The organism is Marinitoga sp. 1135, from assembly GCF_013363245.1.
GTDB classification, from domain to species: Bacteria; Thermotogota; Thermotogae; order Petrotogales; family Petrotogaceae; genus Marinitoga; species Marinitoga piezophila.
This window is the reverse complement of sequence record NZ_LBEZ01000017.1, coordinates 1-25,937: the sequence shown is the minus strand read 5'-3', so window position 1 is coordinate 25,937 and position 25,937 is coordinate 1. Positions and strand designations below refer to the sequence as shown.

Here is a 25,937-nt window from a genome sequence, read left to right as displayed (position 1 = left end):
ATTGCAATAATCCTAAGAATCCACTCAGTATCCCCAATACTGCCTGTGTTTTGTAGCTTTTCCATATTAATATGTCTCTTATTAGAAAATACAGAAACTTTTTTATTTGTTTCATGTTCAGGAATCACACCAATCCCAGAATCCTTTGTCTTCTCCTTTGCAACTCGCATTTTGCTCACATGCTTGATTAAAGCATTCGTCACAATTTTCAACTTTGTCTTTTCCAAAGTCACAGAATGAGAATAAATTTTCTTCTCTTGGTTCATTTACGAATTCCATTTTTTCGCCTCCTATATGTTTTTTCTGTTAATAATATCATTTCTTCCAGATTATATTTTATTGGAAGGCATCTTTCTCTTCCATATTCTATTACGCCATATTTTTCTGCCAGCACTTTTCCCAGTATGCATCCCCCCATACAATATGGCAATACTTTACAATTTTTACACTCTTCATCAAATGGTTCTAAGGCTAACCATATATTTTTTCTGTGATTTAATTCTACTTTACCGTTTTCCTTTAATTCACCTATTTCTTTTGATATTCCGCCTATTTCTCCCCAGCATTTGTATAATTTCCCATCTGCATCAATTACAAGAGAATTTACACTGGTTGCATCGCATCTTGCCTGATTTATTCTTACAAATGGATTGAAGTTATAATATTCTATTTTTTCTATTATATAATTATATAATTCACTTTCCACTTTCGCAAATTCTTTTAATGTAAATGATTTTAATTTATTGTTATCTGCCATTTCTCCCTGTCTTAAATCTATTTCAACTTTTAAATTATCTTCTGATATTTTATCTATCAATCTTTTTATGCTATTTACATTATGTGGAAATACATTTATTCTTATTTTTACAAATATTTCTTTTGATGCTTTTTTGATATTTTCATATATTTTTTCAAATGTCCCATTTCCATTTTTTAATATTCTTAATTTATTATGCTCTTCTTCTGTTCCATCAAGAGTTATTATTAATTTCCCTACTCCAGCCTTTTTTAATTCTTTTATTGTCGTTTCATTAAGTAAATAACCGTTTGTTATTATAAATGCATCGTATTCTATATTTTCTTTTTCACAGATATTTTTTATATTCTTGCTTATTTTTAATATCTTATTTTTTTCAAGTAATGGTTCCCCACCCCAGAAGGTTACGCTGAATATTTTTGGCTTTTTTTCTTTTATTTTTTCTTTTACCAGCATTATTATTGAATCTATTGTTTGGTTTTTTATATTATTTATTTGAAATGGTTTTTGACTTATTTCTTTTGCCTGACTTTGATAACAGTATTTACAATTGAAATTACAGTTTGTGGTCATGGTTATTGTTAGATGAAAATATTCATTTGAAAATTGAAATTTTTTATATTTTGCTATTATATCGCTTAATTCGTCTCTGTCATTTTCTATTATGAATCCACCTTTTTTTAATATACTTATCTCTTCTTCATTTTCCAGTTTTCCGTTTAATATTTTTTTTATCCTTTCGGCATTCTTTTTTTCAACTTTTAATATTGCATTTGTTATTCCATTAAAAAGAAGAAGACTTCCGTCTTCTTTTTCTATAATGGTATTGTATCTGGAAGCTTTCATCTAACCACCATCTTTTTTTCAAACTTTTTTACCTTATACCATAATTTTATAAAGCTTTCTGTTTCTCGTTTTTCTTCAGGACATCCTCTATTTCCATTTAATGCCGCATTTCTACACCCACCATGACATAATGGTAATATTTTGCACTCTTTACAATTTTTATCTTCATATCCATTATGACTATGCCATTTTAAATGTTTTTTTGTTTCCAGTTTTATTTTTCCGTTTTCTATTTTCCCCATTTCCATTCCTTCTTCTACTGCAACTGTACATGGATATATTTCCCCTTCCGGTCCTATTACCATATTATATACATTATCAAATTCACAATACATATCTCCATTCAATATTGGCAACATTACTTTATAACCTCTGTTTATTGCCATTTCATATAATTTTGAGAGTTTAGTAAATGAATTTTCTTTTCTAAAATCTCTTACATGTACATGAAAATCTTTATTTTTTTCAGATGCTTGAAATATCCATCTAAAATATATTTTCATTCTTTCTTTTGGAAATTTTTCAAGATACTCAAACAATTCTTCTATTTTATCATAATTTTCCGGACCAACATTTACCCTTATTGATACATTTGTTTTTTCTGTATTTTCAAATAATTTTTCTATTCCTTTTATTATTTTATCAAATGTTTTTCCGCCACCTATTAATGGTCGATATTTATTATGTGTTTCTTCTATTCCATCAAGAGTTATTTGCATATTTTTTATTTTTAACTCATCAAATTTTGATACATCTATATAATTTAATAAATATCCATTTGAGGACATTGATGAAAATAATTCTGCTTCACTTTCTCCTATTATTTTCATATTTATATGTTCAATAACTTTAAAATTCATTAATGGTTCTCCACCAAACCACCCTATTGAAATCGTTTTTTTGTTTTTGCTTATATTTATAATATAATCTGCTATTTCTTCCGCTTTTTCTATTGTCATTATTTTATTTCTTTTTGTTTCATAACAGTATATACAATCAAAATTACACTGAAATGTTGGTATTATTGTAAACATTGCTTTTGAATTATCAAAACGCGCTTTATAATTTCTCATCTTTATTTCTTCATATTCATTATATCCTTCTTCTACTATATAACCACCATATTTTAATTGTTCAAATAATTCTTCATCAACTATATTCCCTTTTAATATTTCTTTTATTTTTTGAACATTTTCACGCTTTACTTCTGCTATCGCTCCTGTTCTTAAATTAACCAATACTGGAACTTCATCTATTTCTAAAAAATAATTGTAGTATGATTCCTTATACATTTTTTTCACCTGCCATGTTATCTTTATAAGAACTTATTTTCATTAGTTTTCAATTATTTCTGTTCTTATATTTTTTGTTATAATAATTTATATATTTAAAAAAATATAAAGTATTTAATTAATGAAATTTATTTAGACAATTTAAATTACATCTCTTATTTTGAATTTTACCATTTCTAACATGACTTTCAAGTGTTTTTTAAAGTAAAAATTCATTATTCATCAGTATTCCAAAATCACATTTTTGACTTTTCCAAAAATTTTAAATATTTTTCAATATACCAATTTTTTTAGCTATTCCTTTTATTGTTCCTGTTTCCTTACACGTTGTAATAATTTCATGTGCTTCCATATTGTTTCATCACCCTATTCTTCTTTCAACGAGTTATATTTCTATTTTACTACCCATCAAAAATTTTTTCTTTCCAGGAGGGCAATTTTTTACCCTTTTCCTTATAAAGGGGCAATTTATGTTTTTTTTCGGAAAACACTTAAAAACTTTTATTAAAATACATTTATATACCAGGTTCAAATGAAAAATATAAAATTCTCCATATTATTTATTTAAACCTAAATATAATATTATTTTTAATCATTTTCATCAAATAAAATCAGAAAGAACCAATTTATTTTACCGTATACACTAAAAAACTATTATAACAATTTTGTATTTTTCCAAATGGTTTTCAAAGATAGTATAAAATCTTTTCTTTGTTCTACATTCAATTTAGTGATTAATTTAATAGTTTCTTCATATATTAAGGTTTTTTCTGTGCATTCTCTTTCAACAACATCAAATTCCGTTTTATTATTTATATATGAATAATGGTAACATGCTCCACCACATAAAAATAAAAATGGGCATTTATTGCATTTATGAGTTAGGCTATTCATATGATAATTAATAATATTTTTTCTTAATTTTTTTATATGATAATTTATATCTTTAATTTCAAGATTATTTATATTACCTAAAAGAAAATCTTTTTCATCTGTAAATCTAGGACATCTATATATATTACCATTTGTAGCTACCGAAAAATAGGTTAATCCTGCATTACAATGGTTTATTTTTTTTATTCTAAATAATATATTCATTAATACTCGAGTTATGTTCGTTATATCAATGTATTCCTTTTTTAATATTAAATTATAATAATATTCAAATAATGAAGATAAACTTTCTAAATATTTTTCAAAATTTTCTTGTGACAAATTATAATCAGGTGCAAAAGTAAATCTTCTAAAACCTAAATTTTTGAGTTCTTTTATACTCTTTAATATATTATAATTTTTATTATTAATTGTTATTCTTGCATTCACTACAAATGACTTTAAAAGTAATTCGAAATTATTTTGTATTACTTCAAAACTTCCTTTACCATTAATAAATTTTCGATTAGAATTATGAAGCTCTTTTCCTCCATCGATACTTAATGTAATTTGGAATTTGTACTTTTTCATAAATTTAATTTTTTCAAGGTCAAACAATGTTCCATTTGTTGTTATTAAATATTTGATCTCTAAATTATCACTTTTTGTTTTCTCTGCATAGTCAACTACTTTTTTTATCAAATCAAAATTTAAAAGTGGTTCTCCTCCAAAAAAAGCTATTGTTATTTCTTTATTACCGTTTTCTATTGCAGAATTCAATAACAGATCTACAGCCTTTTTAGCAATTTCAAATTTCATTACTGTTTTTCCATCTTTATAATATCCAAAATTTGCAAAACAATAATCACATTTTAAATTACAATCATTTATTACATTTAATGCTAAAGTTCTTAAACCTTTTTTATCTATAAAAATCGTTTCATCTGCATTTTCTATATTTTTTATATTATTTTCTTTTTTTATTATTATATTGTTTCCGTCAAATACATATTTAATAGAATCAATCTCAAAATTCCAAACTCTATTCATAAAAAATCCTCCTATTTCCTTACTTTTATTTTTAAAACTATTTCTCTTTTTTTAAATAAAAGTTCTATTTTTTCTGCAATACGGATAGAGTTACTATTATTTTCTGATACCCTATATATTGGTAAAATATTATTATTAATACACCATTTTACAGAGGCTCCTGCCACTTTTTTACCAAATCCCATATTTCTCCATTTTGGATTAGTATATACTATAATATTTCCTCCATTAAAATTAATATCAGAAATGTATGAATATGACACAATTTCACCATTTTTTTCTATGTAAAAAAAACGTTTTTCTAAAATTTTTCTTATATTTCTATTCCATAATTTTTCTAAAAGTATTTTATCGAATTTCTTATTTTTAAATATTGTAAAATATTTTTCTTTTTCTTCTAAATTTAATATCTTTACTTCTTGTGTATCAAAGGTATATTCATTACTTTCAAATGTATATATTCGCATCAAATCAATATTTTCATTTTTTAATCTATTTTTCAAAATATTATATAAAGATAATACTTCCATTTCTTTTTGTAATATAAAACTTGTATAAATTATGTATTCTTTATATTGTGGCGAAATCGAGATTAATAAATTATTATTTAAGTTACTTATAATAAAGGGATATTGGTATACATTATTTATTATAATATTTCTATTTTTTGTTAATATAATCTTCTTGCTTTTTGCTCTATTAATACCTATATAATTTAAATAATAATTTTTAAACTTTATCATTTTTCACCTCATTATAATACATAATCACATATAGATATACAGGGCCCTGTATTCATTATTTTATCCTAAATCTCCCTCTTGACCTCCTTCACATATTACAATAACACTTAATGAAAAAAGTTCATTTAATTCATCATTACTTATTCCAAAATCTAAAATCTCTTCTTTGTTTATTATATTTTCATCCTTTCTTTCATTTAACATAAAAAAGCACCTCCTTCTATTTATTAAGTTACACACTTATTACAATTTTATATATATACTCATAAAAAATGCTTTCAAATTTAAAGATATAAATAATGTATATGATAAAATAAAACAGATTTCTTTCAGCCGGCTGAAAAGATTTAATTTTTTGATATAATATCTACGTAGATATAAAAATTAAAATTAGATTGTGTTTAATTATTTAGAAAATTCAGTTTGAATTTGAGGGTTGGCTGAATGAGTAGCATACTCGTCATCATTATCCCCTGCAAATATTATTGTTGAAAACATAATAATTCCTACAATTATTAATATAATTATTTTTTTCATTGTCCCACCTCCTGCTTTAAATTTTATCATTTCTAACATGACTTGCAAGTGTTTTTTCTAAAATAAAAATCCGCTTTTATCAACATTTGAGAATCGGATTTTTATTCCATTTTAATTAATTTTCATTTTTTTAATTTTTGTTTTTTTTTTGTAATAATTATAAAAGAAGCTTATTTCCTATTTTTGACTATTTTTATATTTTTATTTTTCAAATTTCATTCCAAAAAGTCCATAAAGTTTCTTGGTTTTCGAATTTTATTGAAACATAATAATTAACTCTTTGTAAAAGGATGATTAACATGACTTCTCATATAAAGGATATTGTTTCCATTGTTAGATACGGATATTATTCAAATCCAATTTCTAATTACATTCTTTCTAAAACTAAAGAAAAATCTGTAGAATATTATTTATTATTATTAAAAAATATTTGGAAGAAAAACAAAAATATGGCAATATTTTATGCAAATAAAATTATTGCAACAACAACAACAACAACAACAATATTAAGAGAACTTGCAAGATTTGAACTCATATCTCTTTATGTAAAAAATAATCAATTTGATATGGCTAAAAAAGAATGTGAATATCTAAGAAATAACTTTAAGAATATTTCTGAATATGCCAGGAATTTAATGATTCCTGGTTTAAAATTATTGAATACAAAATATAATATCCTCGATAAGGATTTTAAAGCGTATTCTGATAATTATGAAGAAAATAATGTAGATAAAGCTATCTTAAAATATTCTCAAGCAAGAGAATATATTAAGAATAAAGAATATAATAAAGCATATGAATTATTCATAGAAGGTTATTTTCTTGCAAAAGACTTTCCACATCCAACAATGATGTGTAATGGTTTAAATGGCGCAGCATGGTGGATGAGAAATGAAGATAAAAAGAAGGCTTTAATTCCTGCAAATTTACTTGAATATTATATTGGCTATTATTTCGATGATTTAAATTATACCTATAACTGGTTTGATACGATTTTTGAGGTATATAAAATAAATAAGTCTTTAAATTTATTTGATATTTCATCCGTTGTTATGAATTATAAGAATAATGTATCTTTTGAGATTAAATCTGATTTTGAAGAGGTTTATAATAATAAAAGCTATTTCAGAAATAGAAGTTTTAAAAAAATTATCTCTCATAATTTCAGAGATAACCTTTCCATCATAGAAAAAGTTAAAAATCATAAAATCCCAATATTATTCTTCTCAACATATACAACATTAATAGAAAAACCATTTTTTACAAAGAGTCATATTTTGAAATTGATTTTTGAAGGTAATAAAGATAAAATCATTAAATTCTTTTCTGCTAATTATGAGAAGATGTATTTTTTTAATGTTATGATGAGTGATTTTAATTTGAAGAAAGTTGAAAGGAGATTATTGAACTCTGAAGATGTTGAAGATTCGGAATATAATATTTCACCATTTTATTTAGCAAGAAAAAAACTCATCACTGAGCTTTTTAAGAAACCAAAGAACTTTAAGGAGTTTGTTTTTAATTATTTTAAGCTCAGTGATGAGGAAATGAAAATCTTTGATGTGTTTTTAAGAAATTGCGTTCGATACGATATTAAATGGCCCATTACTCCTTATCCAAAAGGTAAGGTTCGTGATTTTGCTCTTAAATATGGTTTAGGTTATAAGCGTGTTGCTCTTGGTTATTACTCTTTTGAAGATGATGAAAGAGTTTTACTTGATGATATTATTGAGAGGTTTTTATAATTGATTTTTCTACTAAACTTCTATATTAAAGAAAGCCCTTGCTATAAGACCTATTACAAAGGATAATGCCATTACTCCAAAGCTAATAAAGAGCATTTCAAAGAAATAATGTTTAAATGTTTTTTCCTGAACCACAGAAACAAAGAATGAAAAGAATACAATTACTATAACTGCATTAATCATTGTAAATATTAATGAAATCATTGGATTTGAGAAGATAAAATAAGGAGCAACAAGCAAAATTACAGTAAATATATATGCAATTCCCGTATAAATAGAAGCTTTTAAAGGATTCTTGGAATTTTTATCCGCTCGTTGAGATAAATACTCTGATGCCGCCATTGAAAATGAGGCTGCAATTCCAGTAATTAATCCTGATAATGCAACAAGTCTTGAATTTTGAAATGCAAAGGTTAAACCTGCTAATGTACCTGTTAATTCAACAAGTGCATCATTTAACCCCAAAACCATTGAACTTACATACTGTATTTTTTCTTCATCAATAAGACCTAATAATTTCTTTTCATGAACATTTTCATCAAGGATAATTTCTTTGAATTCAGGAATAACATCTTTTGCTTCTTCATAAACTCTTTGAGCATTTTCTTCTCCTTTTTCCATTGCATTTAAGGCAAAGGTTAGTCCAAAGATGTAGGATAATAAAACATACCAGAATACTAAAAATGAATTAGGAGATACTTCGGTTTCTGTATATTTTTTTAAGATGTTATAATGCTTATACTCATCTTTTGCTATGTTTTCTAAGATTTTAGCGTTTTTTCCTTTAATCCTTTTGGAAAGGTGTTTATAAACATGGTGTTCTGTAATTTCATTTTTCTGAAATGCCATTAATTTTTTCTTTAGCTCATTATCAATCATACTCTCACCTCAAATTTGTATTTAATATAATTTTTCAAGTTTAATTATATCATAAAACTGGAAATATATCCAAATTTGTCAGATTTTAAATGATATATTGTGAAAAATAAAAGCTTTTTCAGGCAACTTGAGTGCTAATCTTCGAAAAATCTCTTTGAAAGTAGAAAAATAATATTCTCTCAGACGGCAAGAATTTCTGATCCTTGCTCTATAAAAAACACTCCTAAAAAGGTTTCTTCAGGCGGTGAAATTTCTTATAATTGTGAAAAATAAAAACTCTTTCAGACAACTCGAACGCTGATCCTTAAAAACTGCTCATATTCGCGGGGTCGCTTAGATTCTGCATCCCTGCAGAAGCTGCGCTCAAAAAAACATCCTGTTTTTTTGACCCTCTCCATTCGCAGTTTTTTCGGGCGTTCTTCGAGTCTTCATTCGTTTTTATTTTTCACAATACTTTTGCTGTTCCGGCTCACGCAATATTTCCGTTAGGGAAATTTCAAGACTTCATTCACTTTTTTACTCGTGTTTTTTATTCTTAAACTTAACTTTTATTTTTCCAACATAAAGAAACTTCCAATGAAGATGGTATAATTTACACTGAAAACAATTGTTTATGGAGTTGATAGTATGGATTTTGTAATTTCAGGTGATTCTCATGGGCCGGTGATGATTGGCACTTTAACTGGATTTCCAGCAGGATTAAAGATAAATATTGAAAAGATAAATGAAGATTTAAAAAGACGCCAGGAAGGATATGGCCGTGGAAAACGTATGAAAATAGAAAATGATAAAGTTGAAATTGTCTCAGGAATATGGAAAGGCATCACCACAGGCGCTCCAATTTCAGTATTAATTGAGAACAAAGGTAAAAATACAGAAAAAGAAGTTAGAAGCATTCCTCGTCCCGGCCACGGTGATTATAGCTCATATATGAAATATAAGTTACCTGATTTAAATATATATCCTGAAAGGAATAGCGCTCGTTGGACCGTTGTTCTTACAGCTCTTGGAAATATTGCAAAGCAATTTCTCAATCTTTTAAATATTGAAATAGAAGGATATGTTGAAAGTATAGGGAAGATAAAATTAAAAAACGATATTTTAACAGAGGAAGCAAAAGAGTATATTGATAATGCTAAAACAAATGGCGATACGCTCGGAGGAAGCGTAAAAATCATTGTAAAAAATATAAACCCTGGAATTGGTGGATACTCAAGCATATTTGAAAGATTGGATTCACAACTTGGACAAATTATAATGACAATCCCTTCTGTTAAAGGATTGATAATAGGCAATAATGACTTTTCACTTTCAGGAAGAGAATATCATGATGAATTTTATTATGAAAAAGAAAAAAATAAAATCAAGAGAAAATCAAACAATGCCGGTGGAATTGAAGCAGGTTTTACCAATGGTGAGAATATTGAGATTACTGTTTTTCTCAAACCAATCCCTACACTTGCAAAACCGTTAAATTCCATAAATCTTGCAACAGGAGAAAATACAAAATCTCCATATATTCGATCAGATGTAACTGTTATTCCAGCGAGTGTGGTTATTCTTGAAAATGCTGTAGCATTAGTTATTGCAAAAAGTATTATTAATCAATTTGGAAATGATAATGTTGAGGAAATAGCAAGGAGGTATAATAGTGCCAATTTATCTAATTGGAATGATGGGTTCTGGCAAGACCACACTTGGTAATAAATTAAGCAAGATTCTCAATATGCCTTTTATAGACCTTGACAAAGAAATTGAAAAAATTGAAAATACCACCATTAATAACCTTTTTTCAAAAAAAGGAGAAGAATATTTTCGAAATTTAGAATCAAAGGTTTTAAAAAATACAGAAGGCAAAAATGCAATTGTAGCAACAGGTGGAGGAATTATCTTAAGAAAAGAAAATAGATTATTTTTAAAAAATCATAAAACTATTTTTTTATATGTTCCTGTTGAGGATTTAATCAAAAGAATTAATCCTGACAATCGTCCATTGCTAAAAGATGGAAAAGATAGATTATATAAAATATGGGATATGAGAAAAACTTTATACAATGAATTTAAAAAGATAGATTTAAGCAATTTAAATATTCAGGAAAGCCTGGCAAAGATTTTATATGAGATAATAGATGAAAAAGAAGAAATACTGGAAAATGATTTTCAGGAAGTTATTATAAAATACAAAGGATTAATGGATTTAAAGAATAAAAAATACGTATTTGCAAGTAAAAACGTTTATAGAATATACAGGGAATTTTTCAATAAACCATTTTTGCTTAAAGAAGGAGAAGAAAAAAAGGATTATAAAAATCTGGAATATATATATCAATATCTCATTGAAAATGAAATTTCACGAAAAGATGAAATTTATGGTGTTGGTGGCGGAAGCGTTACAGATTTAACGGGATTTATTGGTTCTACATTTAAAAGAGGGCTTGATTTTTATTTTTATCCAACCACATTATTATCCCAAATAGATGCATCAATAGGCGGAAAAACGGGAATAAACTTTTCAAAAATTAAGAATGTAATTGGAACATTTTCCATTCCTGAAAAGGTTATTATAGATCCTATTACCATTATTTCACAGGATGAAAAAAATTATCTCAGTGGAATTATTGAAGGATTTAAAATAGCGATAATAGACGGAAATACTTCATTGTTCACTGAAAATATAGAAAAAATAAAAAATAGAAATCTCAATATTCTGGAAAAGATTATTAAATACGCTGCAATTACTAAACTAAAAATAGTTTCAAAAGACCCTTATGATAATAATATAAGACGATTATTAAATCTCGGTCATACTTTCGGGCATGGATTCGAGAGTATTACAGGAATTACTCACGGATTATCCGTGGGATGGGGAATAAAAAAAGAAATAGAACTTTTTGAGGATAAAATCAAAGAAAAAGATAAAAAGATTATTCTGAATTTCCTTAAAAAAATATTACCTGAAGAAATATTCAAAAAAGATATACCAACTGAAAAACTTAAAAATTATATTATTCAGGATAAAAAGATTAATAATAATAGCATTATTGATTTTCCAATAATTAAATCTATAGGAAATGTGGAACTTGAAAAAATAAAAATAACTGATATAATAAAATGAAGCCATATATTGGCTTCATTTTATTATGGACACATAATTATATTTCTCCACCATATACAATCTGCGCATGAAGGAGTATTTCCCCAACAATCTAGATCGGTATTTTCTATAAAATGGCAACCATCCTTTAAATCGCAATCTGTACAAGAAGGGAATAATGCATTTTTTACCTTATATCTAAACCATGAATAATCCTTAGATGTCCATATTTCATATAATGATTTTTTCTCTACATTACCAAAGGAATATGCCCTTATTTCTTTTTTCTGACCATAAACATATTCTATTCCATCGTGTAAAAACCTATAGCATGGAACTACCTCTCCATCCCATCTAATTACAGTGGCATTATTTTCTATAAAATTACAATGACGTTCTGTTTTTAACCTAAAATTTGGTATTATAGCACTAACCTTTGCTGTAACTGCATCTGAAATCTGTTTCCTCAGCATTAAATCCTTTTCTTTGCTATCTTCTCTATATAACTCAAGTCCAAGAAAATGCTCATATACAGGTATAATATTCGATATTACAACTTTACGTATTCCATATGGCAATAAAGTCTGAATAATTCCTGGAAAATCATTATGATTTTTTTCAGTTAAAACTGTTTCAATGGATAATGCCGGTTTTCCAGTATTTTTTTGTTTTTTGTAATTATCTATTTTTTCAAGAAGTTTTCTTACATATTTAAAACTCGGATGTCCTACGTCTCCTGTTTCAACAGAAATTACCATTTCATCAATTTTAAGATCTATAAGTTTTAAAATCTGAAGATCATTTAAAAAATATCCATTTGTGGTTACTGTAAGCATATACCCTTCTTCTTTTACCCTTTTAACCATTTCAAAGAAATGCGGATTCATGGAACATTCTCCAATACCACCAAAAACTATGTGCTCAACTTCCGGAAACTCTTTCAGATCTTCCATTACTTTATTAAACGTTTTTTTAGTCATAAATCCTTCTGGATCTGTAAAGGTGTTTTTAAAACACATTGGACAATCGAGATTACACCTTGAAGATAATTCCAGATAAACCTTCTTTATATCCGGTTCAGGTTTTAAAATCAACTGAGCGCTTTTCATTTCAAAAATATACTCTTTCTTTTTCATCATGTCATCTCCAATCTTAACTCTCTATGTTGTGAGAAAAATATCTGATAAAGAAAATAGTATAAATAATGTGAGCGAAAACTTGAAAATTCCCAAGGAAAAACAATGATGATTGAAAAAAATAAAAGTGAATGAATACTCGCAGAGCACCCGAAAAAAACTGCGAATGAAGAGGGACAAAAAAACAGGATGTTTTTTTTGAGCGAAGCTTCCCCAGGGATGGGGAATCTGAGCGCCCCCACGTATATGAGCAGTTTTTGAGGATTAGTGCTCAAGTCGTATGAATGAACTTTTATTTTTTTCAATCTACAACAAAAAGGACGAACACGGACGTGAGTCTACAACGGCCGGCGGGAACGAGAATTTTTGAGGATAAGATTTTTCTACGGTTTGGGCGAACATTATTCGTACTATTTTCTTCATTAGTTATTTTTGTTTTTCTCACTCCACTAAAATCTATAAAATTCACACTCTTCATCTTTATATAATCCTTCTTTCCCAAGAGGAATTCTCACAACACCATCCGCCATTCTAAACGGCGATGCCAATCCTGATTCTCCAAGAATAGGATGTGCAATAAAACCTTTTTCCGTATATTCCAATTGCACAAATACAAACCTTTCTCTTCCCTGTGCTGCAGGAACATTAGTGCTAATTCTTACAATAGAATCTGGTTTTGGAAGATAATCTATATTCCCGGCAACCTTTCTTATTATTGGAAATAAAAATAAATATGAACTCACAACAAAGGATGTTGGATTTCCCGGTAATCCGAGAATTACCTTATTTTCTGTTTTGCCAAATATTACCGGTTTACCTGGCTTCACCTGAACGCCATTATATAACACTTCACCAAAATGTTCTATTGTTGATAAAGCATAATCCCTTGCTCCTAAAGAACTTCCACCTGATATTATCACTATATCTCCGTTTTCCAATCCCCATTCTACACCTTTTTTAAACTCATCAGGATTATCTTTCACCAACGGATGCCTTTTTACATTATATCCATAACTTTTTAGCCATGCCATTAATGCATAAGAATTACCATCTCTTATTTGTGTTAACTTCCTATCCTTTTCAGGTTCTACCACTTCATCTCCTGTTGGAATAATACATATTGTAGGTTTTTGATAAACCTTCACCTTTGTGATTCCCAAACTCATTAAATTATGAATATGTCCAATGTTTATTCTTTCACCTTTTTTTAAGACTATAGAGTCTTTTTTTACATCTTCATCTTTTTTTATTATATTTTCACCTGGTGCTACAGATTTATATATTTCAACACGTTTACCTATTTGACTGGTATTTTCTATCATTACACATGCATCAGCACCTTCTGGGAGCATTCCTCCTGTTGGAATTTTTACACATTCTCCAGGATTAATAGGTTTCCCGTCATATTCTTTTCCCATGAATACTTCTCCAACTATTTTTAATAATGCTGGATTCCCATCAGAGGCTCCAAATGTATCTGTAGCTTTTACAGCATAACCATCTATAGTAGCCTTATCAAATCCTGGAATGTTTTCCGGTGCATATATATCCTCTGCAACTGCAAATCCGAAACTTTCTGATACATGTTTTTCAATTACAGATGTTGTTATATTAAGTTTATCAATAAAATTTTCATATATTTCTGTTCTTGGAACAAATTTCTGAAATCTTTTTTTCATCCTTTCACTCCTCGTTGCCACATTCTACCGGTGAGTCATTTATTTTTTCCACAGCATGTGGAATTGCTGGCAATAATACTGCAAGGTTTTCTCTTACTGCCCTTGGACTACCTGGCAAATTTATAATCAACGTTTTATTGGCTATTCCAACTACAGCTCTTGAAAGCATTCCATGAGGCGTGTGTTTTAATGCTTCTATTATCATTGCCATTTCCATTCCATATATCCTTCTTTCTATTACTTCAAGTGTTGCTTCCGGGGTTACATCCCTTGTTGTTAATCCAGTACCTCCAGTTGTTAAAATGAGGTCAATATCTTCTTTTACCAGGTTTCTTAATTCTTCTGCAATTAATTCCTTTTCATCTGGCAATATTTTATATCCTGCCTTTTCTGCATTTATGCTATCCATTAATTTCTCTATTTCTTTTCCGCTTAAATCCTCTCTTTCTCCCTTAGAACCTTTATCGCTTAATGTCAGGATAAAATACTTCATCTCTTTTCCTCCCTTATATAATGACCGCTTTTTCCACCAGATTTTTCCATTAAATATACTTCTGATATTTCCATTCCTTTATCCATTGCCTTACACATATCATATATTGTCAAAGCACTTATGGAAGCCGCTGTTAATGCCTCCATTTCAATTCCCGTTTGTGATTCTGTCTTTGCCAAAGAGAATATTTCTATTGAATTGTTTTTTTTATCTATTTTAAATTCAACGTCTATCTTTGAAATAAATATATTATGGCACATTGGAATTAATTCTGAAGTTTTTTTAGCCCCCATAATCCCTGCTACTTTTGCTGTTGTTAAAACATTACCTTTAGTTATCTTTCCGCTTATAATTGCTTCCAGCGTCTCTTTTTTCATGGTTATTTTCGCATGCGCTTTTGCTATTCTTAAAGTGCTTTTTTTCTGGCTTACATCAACCATTTGTACATTTCCATTTTCATCAATATGCGATAAATTCAATTTATTATCCCCCCATCTTATGCATAGGTGTCTTTTTTCTTAGTTCTGTTAAAAAATGTTGTTTTGGTTTTTTAGAAATTGCAAATTCAATTCTTTCCTTTAATTTTTCTTCATCGTTAATTACATCCTTTATTGGAACATGATAATCAAAGGCTAAACATGGATATATATTTCCATCTGAAGAAATTCTAATTTTATTACATGTAGAGCAGAAGTTATGTGTTATTGCTGAAATAAATCCAACATATGAGTTTAATTCTTTTATTCTATAGTAATTTGATGGACCATATCCAAATTTTTTTTGAATTTTTTCCAGAGTATACTTTTCCTGTATTTTTGCTTTTACTTCATCTTCTTTTACAAACTCATCTTCATTATATTCGGTTCCTATCGGCATAAGTTCTATAAATCTTATAGGTATTTTCAATTTTGCTGAAAATTCTATTAAATCATGTATTTCATCAAAATTTTCCTTTTGCACTACTGTATTTAACTTTACAGGAACGCCTATTTCTAAAGTTTTGTATAATCCTTCTAATGTATTTTTCAACATATTTCTTCGTGTAATCTTTAAAAAGTTTTTTTCATTTAATGAATCCAAACTGAGATTTACAGAATCCAATCCATATTTTTTCAAATCTTCAACTATATTTGAAAGCATAGCTCCATTGGTTGTAATACTAAAACCAGAATAATATTTATTTATAACCTTTGCAATTTCTATAATATCCGTTCTGATGGTAGGTTCACCACCGGTAATTCTTATCTTTTCAATTTTCATATCTTTTAATGTTTTTACCAACTTCTCTATTTCCTCTAAAGACAATAACGCATTTTCTGGAAGAAATTCTGTATTTTCTCCCATACAATATATACATCTAAAATTACATCTATCGGTTATTGAAAGTCTTACATATTTTATTTTTCTGTTAAATTTATCTACATACATTAATATTACCTCGTTTCAGAATATTTCCAGAGATTTTGTATAACCCTTATTACTACAAATATAATCATTGACATTATAAAAATTAAAGCTGTAAGCGCAAGAGATTGTTTTAATCCATATCCCTGAAATCTATCATAGGTTAAAACAGATAATGTCATTGGATAATATGCCAGAATTGCTACAGCACCAAATTCAGATATACCTCTTGCCCACATTAATAATGCTCCAGTTATAATTTCATGTTTTACCATTGGAATTGAAATAAGAAAAAATACCTTTGATGGCGTTGCTCCAAGGGAACGTGCCACTTTTTCATATCTAATATCCAGTTTTCTAAAACCTTCTTTTACAGAATTAACAAATATACTAAAATTCAAAAATCCCATAGCGGCAACTACACCCCAGAATGTTTGAACAAAGGATATTCCAAAATTATCTGCAATTTTACCAATAGTTGAAGCTCTTCCAAGCGTCATTAATAATGCAATACCTGCTGCAGTATGCGGAATTGTTTGTGGTATATCTACAATAGCTTCAAGAATTGATTTAAATGGAAAATTATATCTGGTTATTGCATATGCAAAAGGAATTCCAAATATTATTGCTATAAACGTTGCAGTAAATCCAGCAAGAAATGTTGTTTCAACAGCATCTAAGAATTCCGGGCTTTTTGATATTTCAATTAATAAATTAAAATCAACATTTAAAAAAACAACTATAAATGGAAGGGTTACTGCCAGAACAAATATTATGCTAATAAATATTATTATGTGCTTGAACATTTAAACACCTCTTCTTTAATTCTCCATCTTTTATAATATATACAGGACTATTATTTATAATTTCTTTTTCATCATGAGTTACATGTATGGTGGTTAAATTATATTCCTGATTTAATTCATGCAATAATTTAAGAATTTCATTTTTTGTGTGTGCATCTACAGCTGAAAGAGGTTCATCCAACAATAATAACGAAGGTTTTATAGCAAGTGCTCTTGCTAAAGCTACTCTCTGCTTTTCGCCTCCAGAAAGCTTTTGAACTTTTCTATTGAGTAATTTTATTATCCCCAGCTTTTCACAGAGATAATTTATAAAATCTTTATCGTAATTATTTCTCATTCTTGTTCCAAATTCTATATTTTTTCTTACATTTAAATGTGGAAAAAGATGATAGTTTTGATACATAAACCCTATGTTGCGTTTTTCAGGTGGAATATTTATTACATTTTTTTCCTCAAAATATATCCTTCCTTCATCTGGACTTAAAAAACCTGCAAGTATTTCAAGAAATACAGTTTTTCCTGATCCTGTAGGACCAAGTATATATACATATTCTCCTGACTTTATATTCATCTCTTTTACTGTTAATTTAAATGCATCAATAGCTATTTCCAGATTTTCTATTTGTATCTTCAATCTCAATAACCCCACAATTCCTTAAATTCTTCTGGAAGATTTTTAGGTCTGTCTACATTTGCAAATAATTCCATTCCCATATTTTTAAATATTTCCTTTCCCTTTTCAGAATACATAAATTTAACAAATTCAATTGCAAGATTTCTATGTGGTGCATTCTTTAATAATGTAAAACCATAATTAATAGGTTTTCCATATATTTTTATCTTCTTTCCTGATTTTCCTGGCACTTCTACAAATGCTGTTTTATAATTTTCTTCATACTTCAAAGATGAAAGATCTATTTCTTCAGGCAATTCTATATACTTTAAATTATGCTGAAATGCTTCTGATTTATATAAAAATGCATAATCCATTTCATTTGCTTCAAGATATGCTATTAAATCTATAGATTTTTTTAACACCATACGATTTTTTGTTTTAAGAAATTTATCGTATATTCCTGGAAGATTGTAATATTTTTCCGCTAATTGCATTGTCATTAATGTTCTATAACCACATGGATCAAGATCAGGATTGGAGTGACCAAATTTAACTCCATTTTTAAATAGTATTTCATACCAGTTTTTTTCATTTATTTCTTTACTATATTTCGATTTATCGTTATACGCTATAATCATGCTGTTTGAAGAGAAAACAACGTTATAATCAGCATATTTATCAAAAAAGAATTTTGGTATTATTGTATAATCTGCCACAAATGCCAGATCTGCTCTTTGACCTAATTCTGTAATTTTTCTTGCAACAACAAGACTACCTGATCCCATTAGCTTCACCTTTACTCCAGGATTTTCCTTTTCAAATTCTCTGGCAACTGCATTTAATACATTGGTCAAAGAACCTGCATGAAAAATTACCAATTCTTCTGCCATCATAATAGATACGGTAAAAAGAATAACGAATAAAAATAACACTTTTTTCATCCATAATCCCCCTTTACTTTTTTATTTATTTATTAAAAACTCTACTTTATCTCCTATTTTTACTTTTCCCCCTTTTATTACTTTAAGAAATATTCCTTCTTCAGGTGTTATACATTTTCCCGTTAATTTCAAAACAAGATTATCTTCATGGCATTCTTTTCCTATTTGCGTTATTTCAAGCAATGCATCATTAATTTTAACCTGTGTTCCAACAGGAAATTTAAATATTTCAAGGTCTTTGACAACAATATTTGCAGCAAAATCTCCATATTTTAATTTTTTTCTTATTTCAGGATCAACTTTTTCAATACTAACTGTTGATAACATTGAAACCTGCCTATGCCATTTTCCTGCATGTGCATCACCTTTAATCCCCCAGTTCTCTATTAATTCACACTCTTTAACTTCTTCTTTTGGAACTCCTTTTTGCGATGAAACGTTTAATGATATTATCACACTTTTCATATACGCCCCCCTTTCTTTACAAATTATATCATATTTTTGCCATAAGTTTACGTTATCAATAACACGAATAAAAGATTAACTTAATTGAAAAAATAAAAAACTCGAGCTATCTTAAGCCCGAGTTTTTTATTAATATCTAACTTATTAGCTTTTCAGGATTTATCACCATAAATGTTTCCATATTATATGAAAAAATTTTATCCACAAAAAAATACTCTTTAAACTCTTCCCCGGCATCCTTTAATATATTTTTATCTATAGTTATTACATCTATTATATTATTAGTAAATATAGAATACATTTTATCTTCTATAGAAAATACAATATTAAAAGTTTTATCTGTATACTCCTGAGATTGCTGATTGAGAAGTATGCTCATATCTATTAACGTAATTGGAATATCTTCATAAATAATAGTTCCCTTAATATATTCTGGCATATTTTCTACATTTTTTACTTCTAAATATGGAAGTATATATTTAACATAATCTGTTTTTAATGCATATTGCATATCTTTAATCTTAAATATAATAAAGCTATCCATTTTATCTTTTAACAGAATTTTCTTTTTTAAATCTTTAAACGGATTGGTTTTCATCATTACTTTCACTTCCAATATTTTCCTTTTTTTCTATTTCTTCTAATTTTTGAAAAATCTCCTCAAGATTCTTTGTAGCTTTTTTGGTTACAAATGCCTTTTTCAACTCTTTAAAGTTTCTTTCTATCATTTCAAAATTCGATACAATATCGTTCATAATATTCTTATTCTTTCCTATTACTACTTTTAAAAGATTTAAAACGTTTTTAATTTGGGCAGCAGAAAGATTATGTTCTTTTATTGAAGTTTCTATTTCTTCGAAATTACCGGATATTTTTCTTAATTCAGAAATATTATTATCAATATTATCAAATAACTCATTAAGGTTTTCTTTATAGTCGCTGAGATTCTCATTAATATGATTTACATGAGAAACGGTTTTATTATTAAACTCTTTCAATGTATATGACATATCTCGCATATCTGCTGCAATAACAGCAAAGGTTAATGAAGATTTTTCTTTTGATGCTTCTAATGCTGCATTCAAAGACAAAATCTCTGTTCTATACGACAAATCACTAACCTTTTCAGATATATCTATAAGTTTTTTGGATAAATCAGAAAAATATGATATCTTCGATTTTGATTTCAGTAATATATGGCGTAATTCTTCTAATTCATCATCATAATTATTTAATTTGGATTTATAGCTTTCAGAAATCTTTTGTGAATCGGAAATGGATTTTGATATTGCTTCAAAGGTTTTTGAAAGCTTTTCTACTGTTTCCTCTTCTTCACCTATTCTCTTTAATTCTTCATTTATTAATAATCTATTTTGTGCAAGAAATTTTTCTAATGCATTTACTTTACGAGAAAATGATTCAAAATTTTCTTTCAAATTTACTATAGTAAGTTGCAAATTATCTGTAAAATCTATAAACATTGGTTCTTTAACTATAATATTAGTTGAATTAAAATTTAATTCGTTTAATTTCTTTAATTCCGATTTTAATACATCTATTGATTTATTAAAACGTTTTTTCAATACTATATGATTTAATAAAATTTCAAAAAGTATCAGCAAAACAACAAAAATTCCTCCATATATATAATATTTTGTAAATTTTGGAGAAATCATATCTTTTTTTACATAATATCCTATATTCCAATCAAGAAACGAAATCTTACTTAGAAACAAATAATAATTTTCCTTGTTCTTTTTTACTTCCATATAACCTTCTTCATTTTTTAAATCCCTTATAATATTATCTCTAAAATTTTTTGCAAATGTTCCAGAGTCAATATCTCCTTCATTTTTTATACTAAAATAATTTCCCAATTTATCTATAAAAAATATCTCTCCATAATCCTTGAATTTATATTTTTGAATTTTTGAAAATAAATCCTTTAAATTTAAAGCACCACCAAAAAGATATTTTTTACCATTCTTTTCTACAGAAGTTGCAAGGATAATTGCAACATTACCGGAAATTTTTGAAATATATAAATCACTTAAAGAATTTTTTTTATCTGTATTAAATATATCTCTGAAATATCTATATCTTGAAATATTAGTAAAGATATTTGAACTTGAAATACTTTCTCCTTCGCTATTTGCCACAAAAAATTCTTCAAATTCCGGAAACTCTTTAAGAGTATCTTTTAAACCTTTTAATGTTTCAATAGTATTGGTAGAACTTATAGTTATTTGTGAAGACGCAGTTTTGAGTTTTAGCATTTCATTTTCAAAATACATGGATATAAAATCTCCTGTCTGGGAGATTTCGTTCATAATGCTTTCTGAAAGCGGAGTATATACTTTTGATTCAAGATCATATTTTAAATAAAATATTGTAGCAAATACAGCAATTATTATAATTATCATTGAAAAAGTATTTAATAAAACCTTCATTGATATGCGAGACACTTTCGCCACCCCTATCCTAATATTATATTATCAATTAAACGCGCTTTACCAACAAATGCAGCAACAGCTACGAGAACCCTTTTTTCAATTTTCTCAACTGGTTCAAGATTATATTCATCAACAATTTCAATATAATCAACTTTTACAAGCGGATTTTCATCAAAAACCTTTTTCATTTCTTCTTTAATCTTTGTAGCATCTCTTTCACCATTTTCAAATAATTCTTTTGCTTTTAATAATGATTTATACAATGCTAATGCCTGAACTCTTTCTTCGCCTTTTAAATAAATATTTCTTGAACTCATAGCCAATCCATCTTCTTCACGAATAATAGGCATTTCAACCATTTTTACATCCATATTTAAATCATCAACCATTTTTCTTAATACTCTAAATTGTTGTGCATCTTTTTGACCAAAATAAGCTCTTGTTGGTCTAACGATATTAAAAAGTTTTGAAACTATTGTTGTTACTCCTTTAAAATGCCCAGGACGTGACTTTCCACATAATACATTTGTAAGTTTTGTTTCTTCAACATATGTAGAATATCCGTCTGGATACATTTCCATTACATCAGGATGGAAAATATAATCAACGTTAAATTCTTTTAATAACTCCATATCCCTATTTAAATCTCTTGGATATCTATCAAAATCTTCATTTGGACCAAATTGCGTTGGATTTACAAAAATACTCACAACAACAATATCATTATCTTCTCTCGCCTGTTTTACAAGAGATAAATGTCCTTTATGAAGATACCCCATTGTTGGAACAAAACCTATAGTTTTGCCTTCCATAATAAGCGAATTTCTAATATCCTTCATTTCATTAATAGAATTTATTACTTTCATACTTTTTCCCCCTCTATTCAAATTCTTTTTCTAAAAGAATTTTACCATATAAAAAACATAAATCAAAATAGTTGAAGTAAATAAAACTAAGAAAAAAAAAGATTTTAAAAAGTATAAAAAAATAAATTTCAATATCTGCAAATAAAAAAGAAATATAAGCGTTGAAACAAAATATTTAATTATGATAATATCTTATGCGAATATTAATTGTTTGTAAAATGTGTTTTATAATATATTTCATCAACAAACAATTCACATTGTTATCTCTAAATAATCATGGAAGAAGGAGGATGGTGATTGTGAGTAAGAAAGTGATTTTTTTCGTTATCTTAATTACCGGTTTATTGATTTTTGTTTCATGTATGAAAAGTGAAAAATCTAACTCTCTTCCAACAACCACTGAATCTTCTACACAAAATAAAATAACAGACGATTCTTCAACTAATATTAAACCTGCTCCTGTTCCAGAAAAGATTAAATTAAAAGAATGGAATTATAACCTGAAGATTTCATCTTCCCTGCAGGAAAAAACTTTTACAGTATATTCAGCAAATATCACACCAAAAGTTCAAAAATTCAGATTTTCACCACAGCTATTTTCAGATAACATTCCACGTCTGATGATAATAAAAGATAAGGAAATTGATATGATAAATTTAAAATCAAATAAAAGTGAAAAAATTCCTGAAGATTTTTTTGATATGCCAGTCACACCTATGGATAATTTAATTTATTTTCAGAATACAGATGAACTTCTCCAGAAGAGTGGCAGATATTCTTTAAAAACCACTTTAAATGAAAATATATACGAAAGATTTGATAAAGAAAAGAATTTAAGTGAGAAAATTATTGTTGATAGGAAATATCATACAATAAACAAGATTATTCTTATAAGAAGTGTCAAAACAAAAGAAATTATAAAAAAATATAATATTTCAAAGGAGTATTCAGATAAAAATAATCTGGATAATCCTGTTGATATTAAAACAGAAATGGACTTTAAATACGAAACCATAAAGAATATAAAATTACCCAAAACAATAACTATTACATATAAAATTCAGGACAGAGAATTCAGCAATACACTTTCTTTTGAAACTAAGGATTTAGTTATTGAGAAAGTGGGTGATAACAAATGAAAAAAATAATTATAACTTTAATATTATTAGTTTTTTCAATAATTATATTTAGCGCAGAAAAGATACATTATCCTTTAATAGGTGTTCATGGGTTAAATTCCAATGGTTACATATGGAGAAATGGATTCTTTAATGAATTAAAAAAATCGTATATTTTTGAAGGATATTTTTCACCGTCATTATACAGTGAATTAAATAACCCTGAAAAATCTGGAATTGAGGATTTTGCCAATGCACTAAAAAATAATCATATTAAATCGTTAAACAAACCTCCAATTTTAATTGCGCACAGTATGGGAGGGTTAATTTCCAGACAATATGCGTTGAATTCCAATAAATTAAAAGGTATAATCACAATAGGAACCCCACATCGTGGAGCTAATATATCAGATAAAAAAGACTGGATAGTTTTCCTGGGATTACTCGATGCTGCATTTTGTACTCCACTTTTAATGGATAAATATCCAGAAACTCAATGGTTAAAAAATACAGTTGCTGCGACCATTGGGATTATAGCGACAACATTTTTGGTAATAGCTTTAATGAACCTGCTACATTTAAAATCAGTAACAATAACCTTTAATAATCCTTCAATATTTGTTAATTATGCCACAGAAATAATTGCAGGAGCTGGAATACTTGTATTTTTAGTAGCTTCAGCATATATAGCTACATTGAATACTTCTCCACATATGAAACAGATGAATCCAGGAAGTGCTTTTTTGAAACAGTTAAATAGTAAAAAATTGCCTGAATATGATACCAATAACAAAAAAATATTTTATGCCTCAATCTATGGAGAAAGAAATGATGTATTCACTCTTATAGATGAACTTCAACCGGGGATATCGGGTAAAGTAAAAACAGGAGCAAACACTGTATCTATTACATATGCGGGAGTTGGAGCATATCATATATCAAGAAGTATAACCAGATGGTTCTTTGGAATACCTATAATTGACTGGTATAGAATAGTAGTAGGAAGCGCATATTTAGCAAGCGCAGCATCAATAAATGAAATAGGATTGAGATTGCTGTATGAAAAAATTGTAGAAAATTCATCCAGGGGTGATGCCGTTGTTCCACTTGATTCTCAAATATTCCCAAGAGATGTTGTTCCCAAAGATGCCATCTATCTAAAACCAGAAAGAGCTCCTCGCGATAATCATTTAACTGAAATTACACCTAATTCTGATTCGTTATATAAAACAATTATAATATTTGATAAATTAAGACTTCGACATTACAACGATGTTTTCAAATAAAGCAGGTGATAAAAATGAAAAAAAGATTATTAATTTTGATAATTGCAATAATCACAATCACAACAACATCATGTTTTTCGTTATTTATACCAAATACTGCGCCGGTAAAGTTATACTGGCGCACCTTTCTTAGAGACAACACAATCCCCTTAGCCCTAACCGTTTATCCAGTAGCCTATTTGTACGATGAAGATGAAAAGATATTGTATATTAGAGGAAGAGATGATGTACTCGCTGCAATTGATATATGGAATAAAAAGATATTATGGAAAAAAACAGAGTTTTATGCTGATCCATTTGGTTTTGCATTATATGAATATAATGGGTTATTATATACAATGTATTACGAATTATTTAGAGAAAAACCATATATAGTGGGTGTTGACAGGAAAAATGGTGAAATAAAATGGAGATATAAACTAGAAGCTGATAGCGGAATTGGTGATGCTTTTGCAATGGAAGACAATTACATTTATGCAATTGATTTTGATCCGAAAAAAGAATTTAAAAAAAGAGGAATATTAAAAAAGATCGATATCAACACCGGTGAAGTTATATGGGAAACTCGTGATTTGATTGATATTGGTACTCTTATTCCTGTTATTGATAATGAATATAACCTCATATATGTGGGAAGTTTGGAGTATAGTTTTCACGAGGATAATGAGAAACCAGATACTCCCCCAATAGTTCATTCAGAGTTTTATGCTATTGATAAGGATACTGGAAAAATACGATGGACTTATGTACTTGAATACAGGGGGCGTGTTCGTGAGGCAACCCTTGCCTCAAAACCCATTATATATGGCGATAGTGTTTATTTTATTACTGCTGGTGCTCATTTCTTCCGTGTAAAAA

26 protein-coding genes are annotated in these 25,937 nt (G+C 27.7%); 6 read left to right on the top strand and 20 right to left on the bottom strand.

Annotation, left to right across the window (positions count from 1 at the left end; translation table 11 throughout):
- Positions 1 to 117 precede the first annotated feature (117 nt).
- The 7 genes from XO10_RS07510 to XO10_RS10715 all read right to left on the bottom strand — a co-directional run bounded on the left by XO10_RS07510 (position 118) and on the right by XO10_RS10715 (position 6,098).
- Positions 118 to 279 (bottom strand): hypothetical protein, encoded by a 162-nt coding sequence (locus XO10_RS07510; protein WP_156865423.1) that lies wholly within the window; start codon positions 277 to 279, stop codon positions 118 to 120.
- Positions 263 to 1,603 (bottom strand): radical SAM protein, encoded by a 1,341-nt coding sequence (locus XO10_RS07505; protein ID WP_175421357.1) that lies wholly within the window; start codon positions 1,601 to 1,603, stop codon positions 263 to 265. Before XO10_RS07505 ends, XO10_RS07510 begins: the two co-directional genes overlap by 17 nt.
- On the bottom strand, positions 1,600 to 2,895 hold the full coding sequence (locus tag XO10_RS07500; protein ID WP_175418428.1) for a radical SAM protein: 1,296 nt from the start codon (positions 2,893 to 2,895) through the stop codon (positions 1,600 to 1,602). Before XO10_RS07500 ends, XO10_RS07505 begins: the two co-directional genes overlap by 4 nt.
- A gap of 654 nt (positions 2,896 to 3,549) precedes the next feature.
- Complete coding sequence (locus XO10_RS07495) at positions 3,550 to 4,818, bottom strand: radical SAM protein (protein ID WP_014296976.1); 1,269 nt, start codon at positions 4,816 to 4,818, stop codon at positions 3,550 to 3,552.
- An 11-nt stretch (positions 4,819 to 4,829) separates the two neighbouring features.
- Positions 4,830 to 5,561, bottom strand: a complete 732-nt coding sequence (locus XO10_RS07490; RefSeq protein ID WP_014296975.1) for a GNAT family N-acetyltransferase — start codon at positions 5,559 to 5,561, stop codon at positions 4,830 to 4,832.
- 60 nt (positions 5,562 to 5,621) lie between these two features.
- Positions 5,622 to 5,765 (bottom strand): hypothetical protein, encoded by a 144-nt coding sequence (locus XO10_RS07485; protein ID WP_014296974.1) that lies wholly within the window; start codon positions 5,763 to 5,765, stop codon positions 5,622 to 5,624.
- Positions 5,766 to 5,966: 201 nt separating this feature from the next.
- Positions 5,967 to 6,098 (bottom strand): hypothetical protein, encoded by a 132-nt coding sequence (locus XO10_RS10715; RefSeq protein ID WP_014296973.1) that lies wholly within the window; start codon positions 6,096 to 6,098, stop codon positions 5,967 to 5,969.
- 299 nt (positions 6,099 to 6,397) lie between these two features.
- On the opposite strand from XO10_RS10715, the gene XO10_RS07480 reads away from it, so the two are divergent.
- On the top strand, positions 6,398 to 7,843 hold the full coding sequence (locus XO10_RS07480; RefSeq protein ID WP_175421356.1) for a hypothetical protein: 1,446 nt from the start codon (positions 6,398 to 6,400) through the stop codon (positions 7,841 to 7,843).
- A gap of 12 nt (positions 7,844 to 7,855) precedes the next feature.
- Here the strand turns inward: XO10_RS07480 and XO10_RS07475 are convergent, their stop codons facing one another.
- On the bottom strand, positions 7,856 to 8,722 hold the full coding sequence (locus XO10_RS07475) for a VIT1/CCC1 transporter family protein (RefSeq protein WP_014296971.1): 867 nt from the start codon (positions 8,720 to 8,722) through the stop codon (positions 7,856 to 7,858).
- A gap of 627 nt (positions 8,723 to 9,349) precedes the next feature.
- Between XO10_RS07475 and XO10_RS07470 the strand changes: the two genes are divergently transcribed.
- Together XO10_RS07470 and XO10_RS07465 are read left to right on the top strand one after the other, a co-directional pair.
- Positions 9,350 to 10,426, top strand: coding sequence for a chorismate synthase (locus XO10_RS07470; RefSeq protein WP_014296970.1), 1,077 nt, complete (start codon positions 9,350 to 9,352; stop codon positions 10,424 to 10,426).
- Positions 10,374 to 11,837: a shikimate kinase gene (locus XO10_RS07465; protein WP_175421355.1), complete on the top strand. Its 1,464-nt coding sequence runs from the start codon at positions 10,374 to 10,376 to the stop codon at positions 11,835 to 11,837. The genes XO10_RS07470 and XO10_RS07465 overlap by 53 nt, the downstream gene beginning before the upstream one ends.
- Positions 11,838 to 11,860: 23 nt before the next feature.
- Here the strand turns inward: XO10_RS07465 and XO10_RS07460 are convergent, their stop codons facing one another.
- The 12 genes from XO10_RS07460 to panC all read right to left on the bottom strand — a co-directional run bounded on the left by XO10_RS07460 (position 11,861) and on the right by panC (position 22,675).
- The gene (locus XO10_RS07460; RefSeq protein WP_014296968.1) at positions 11,861 to 12,952 is read right to left on the bottom strand and encodes a tungsten cofactor oxidoreductase radical SAM maturase; all 1,092 of its coding nucleotides are present in this window, start codon (positions 12,950 to 12,952) and stop codon (positions 11,861 to 11,863) included.
- 449 nt (positions 12,953 to 13,401) lie between these two features.
- Positions 13,402 to 14,631 carry a gephyrin-like molybdotransferase Glp gene (glp, locus tag XO10_RS07455; protein ID WP_175421354.1) on the bottom strand — a complete coding sequence of 410 codons (1,230 nt, stop codon included), beginning with the start codon at positions 14,629 to 14,631 and terminating at the stop codon, positions 13,402 to 13,404.
- Between the two features lie 4 nt (positions 14,632 to 14,635).
- Positions 14,636 to 15,124 carry a molybdenum cofactor biosynthesis protein B gene (locus XO10_RS07450; protein ID WP_014296966.1) on the bottom strand — a complete coding sequence of 163 codons (489 nt, stop codon included), beginning with the start codon at positions 15,122 to 15,124 and terminating at the stop codon, positions 14,636 to 14,638.
- Positions 15,121 to 15,603 carry a cyclic pyranopterin monophosphate synthase MoaC gene (moaC, locus tag XO10_RS07445; protein WP_014296965.1) on the bottom strand — a complete coding sequence of 161 codons (483 nt, stop codon included), beginning with the start codon at positions 15,601 to 15,603 and terminating at the stop codon, positions 15,121 to 15,123. The genes XO10_RS07450 and moaC overlap by 4 nt, the downstream gene beginning before the upstream one ends.
- Before the next feature lie 4 nt (positions 15,604 to 15,607).
- Entirely contained in the window at positions 15,608 to 16,552 is a 945-nt protein-coding gene (gene moaA / locus XO10_RS07440; protein WP_014296964.1) for a GTP 3',8-cyclase MoaA, read from the bottom strand.
- 5 nt (positions 16,553 to 16,557) lie between these two features.
- Complete coding sequence (locus XO10_RS07435; protein WP_175421353.1) at positions 16,558 to 17,334, bottom strand: ABC transporter permease; 777 nt, start codon at positions 17,332 to 17,334, stop codon at positions 16,558 to 16,560.
- Positions 17,306 to 17,968, bottom strand: a complete 663-nt coding sequence (locus XO10_RS07430) for an ATP-binding cassette domain-containing protein (protein WP_175421352.1) — start codon at positions 17,966 to 17,968, stop codon at positions 17,306 to 17,308. The genes XO10_RS07435 and XO10_RS07430 overlap by 29 nt, the downstream gene beginning before the upstream one ends.
- A gap of 2 nt (positions 17,969 to 17,970) precedes the next feature.
- Positions 17,971 to 18,891, bottom strand: a complete 921-nt coding sequence (locus tag XO10_RS07425) for an extracellular solute-binding protein (RefSeq protein WP_014296961.1) — start codon at positions 18,889 to 18,891, stop codon at positions 17,971 to 17,973.
- Positions 18,892 to 18,912: 21 nt separating this feature from the next.
- Positions 18,913 to 19,356: an MOSC domain-containing protein gene (locus XO10_RS07420; protein ID WP_014296960.1), complete on the bottom strand. Its 444-nt coding sequence runs from the start codon at positions 19,354 to 19,356 to the stop codon at positions 18,913 to 18,915.
- 136 nt (positions 19,357 to 19,492) lie between these two features.
- On the bottom strand, positions 19,493 to 19,957 hold the full coding sequence (locus tag XO10_RS07415) for a chemotaxis protein CheW (RefSeq protein WP_014296959.1): 465 nt from the start codon (positions 19,955 to 19,957) through the stop codon (positions 19,493 to 19,495).
- Complete coding sequence (locus XO10_RS07410) at positions 19,935 to 21,821, bottom strand: methyl-accepting chemotaxis protein (RefSeq protein ID WP_175421351.1); 1,887 nt, start codon at positions 21,819 to 21,821, stop codon at positions 19,935 to 19,937. Before XO10_RS07410 ends, XO10_RS07415 begins: the two co-directional genes overlap by 23 nt.
- Before the next feature lie 11 nt (positions 21,822 to 21,832).
- Positions 21,833 to 22,675, bottom strand: a complete 843-nt coding sequence (gene panC, locus XO10_RS07405) for a pantoate--beta-alanine ligase (protein WP_014296957.1) — start codon at positions 22,673 to 22,675, stop codon at positions 21,833 to 21,835.
- Between the two features lie 299 nt (positions 22,676 to 22,974).
- On the opposite strand from panC, the gene XO10_RS07400 reads away from it, so the two are divergent.
- The 3 genes from XO10_RS07400 to XO10_RS07390 form a co-directional block, all read left to right on the top strand.
- Positions 22,975 to 23,814 carry a hypothetical protein gene (locus XO10_RS07400; protein WP_175421350.1) on the top strand — a complete coding sequence of 280 codons (840 nt, stop codon included), beginning with the start codon at positions 22,975 to 22,977 and terminating at the stop codon, positions 23,812 to 23,814.
- Positions 23,811 to 25,079, top strand: a complete 1,269-nt coding sequence (locus XO10_RS07395) for a triacylglycerol lipase (RefSeq protein WP_175421349.1) — start codon at positions 23,811 to 23,813, stop codon at positions 25,077 to 25,079. The genes XO10_RS07400 and XO10_RS07395 overlap by 4 nt, the downstream gene beginning before the upstream one ends.
- A gap of 14 nt (positions 25,080 to 25,093) precedes the next feature.
- On the top strand, positions 25,094 to 25,937 hold an 844-nt coding region (locus XO10_RS07390; RefSeq protein ID WP_175421348.1), incomplete at its 3' end, for a PQQ-binding-like beta-propeller repeat protein.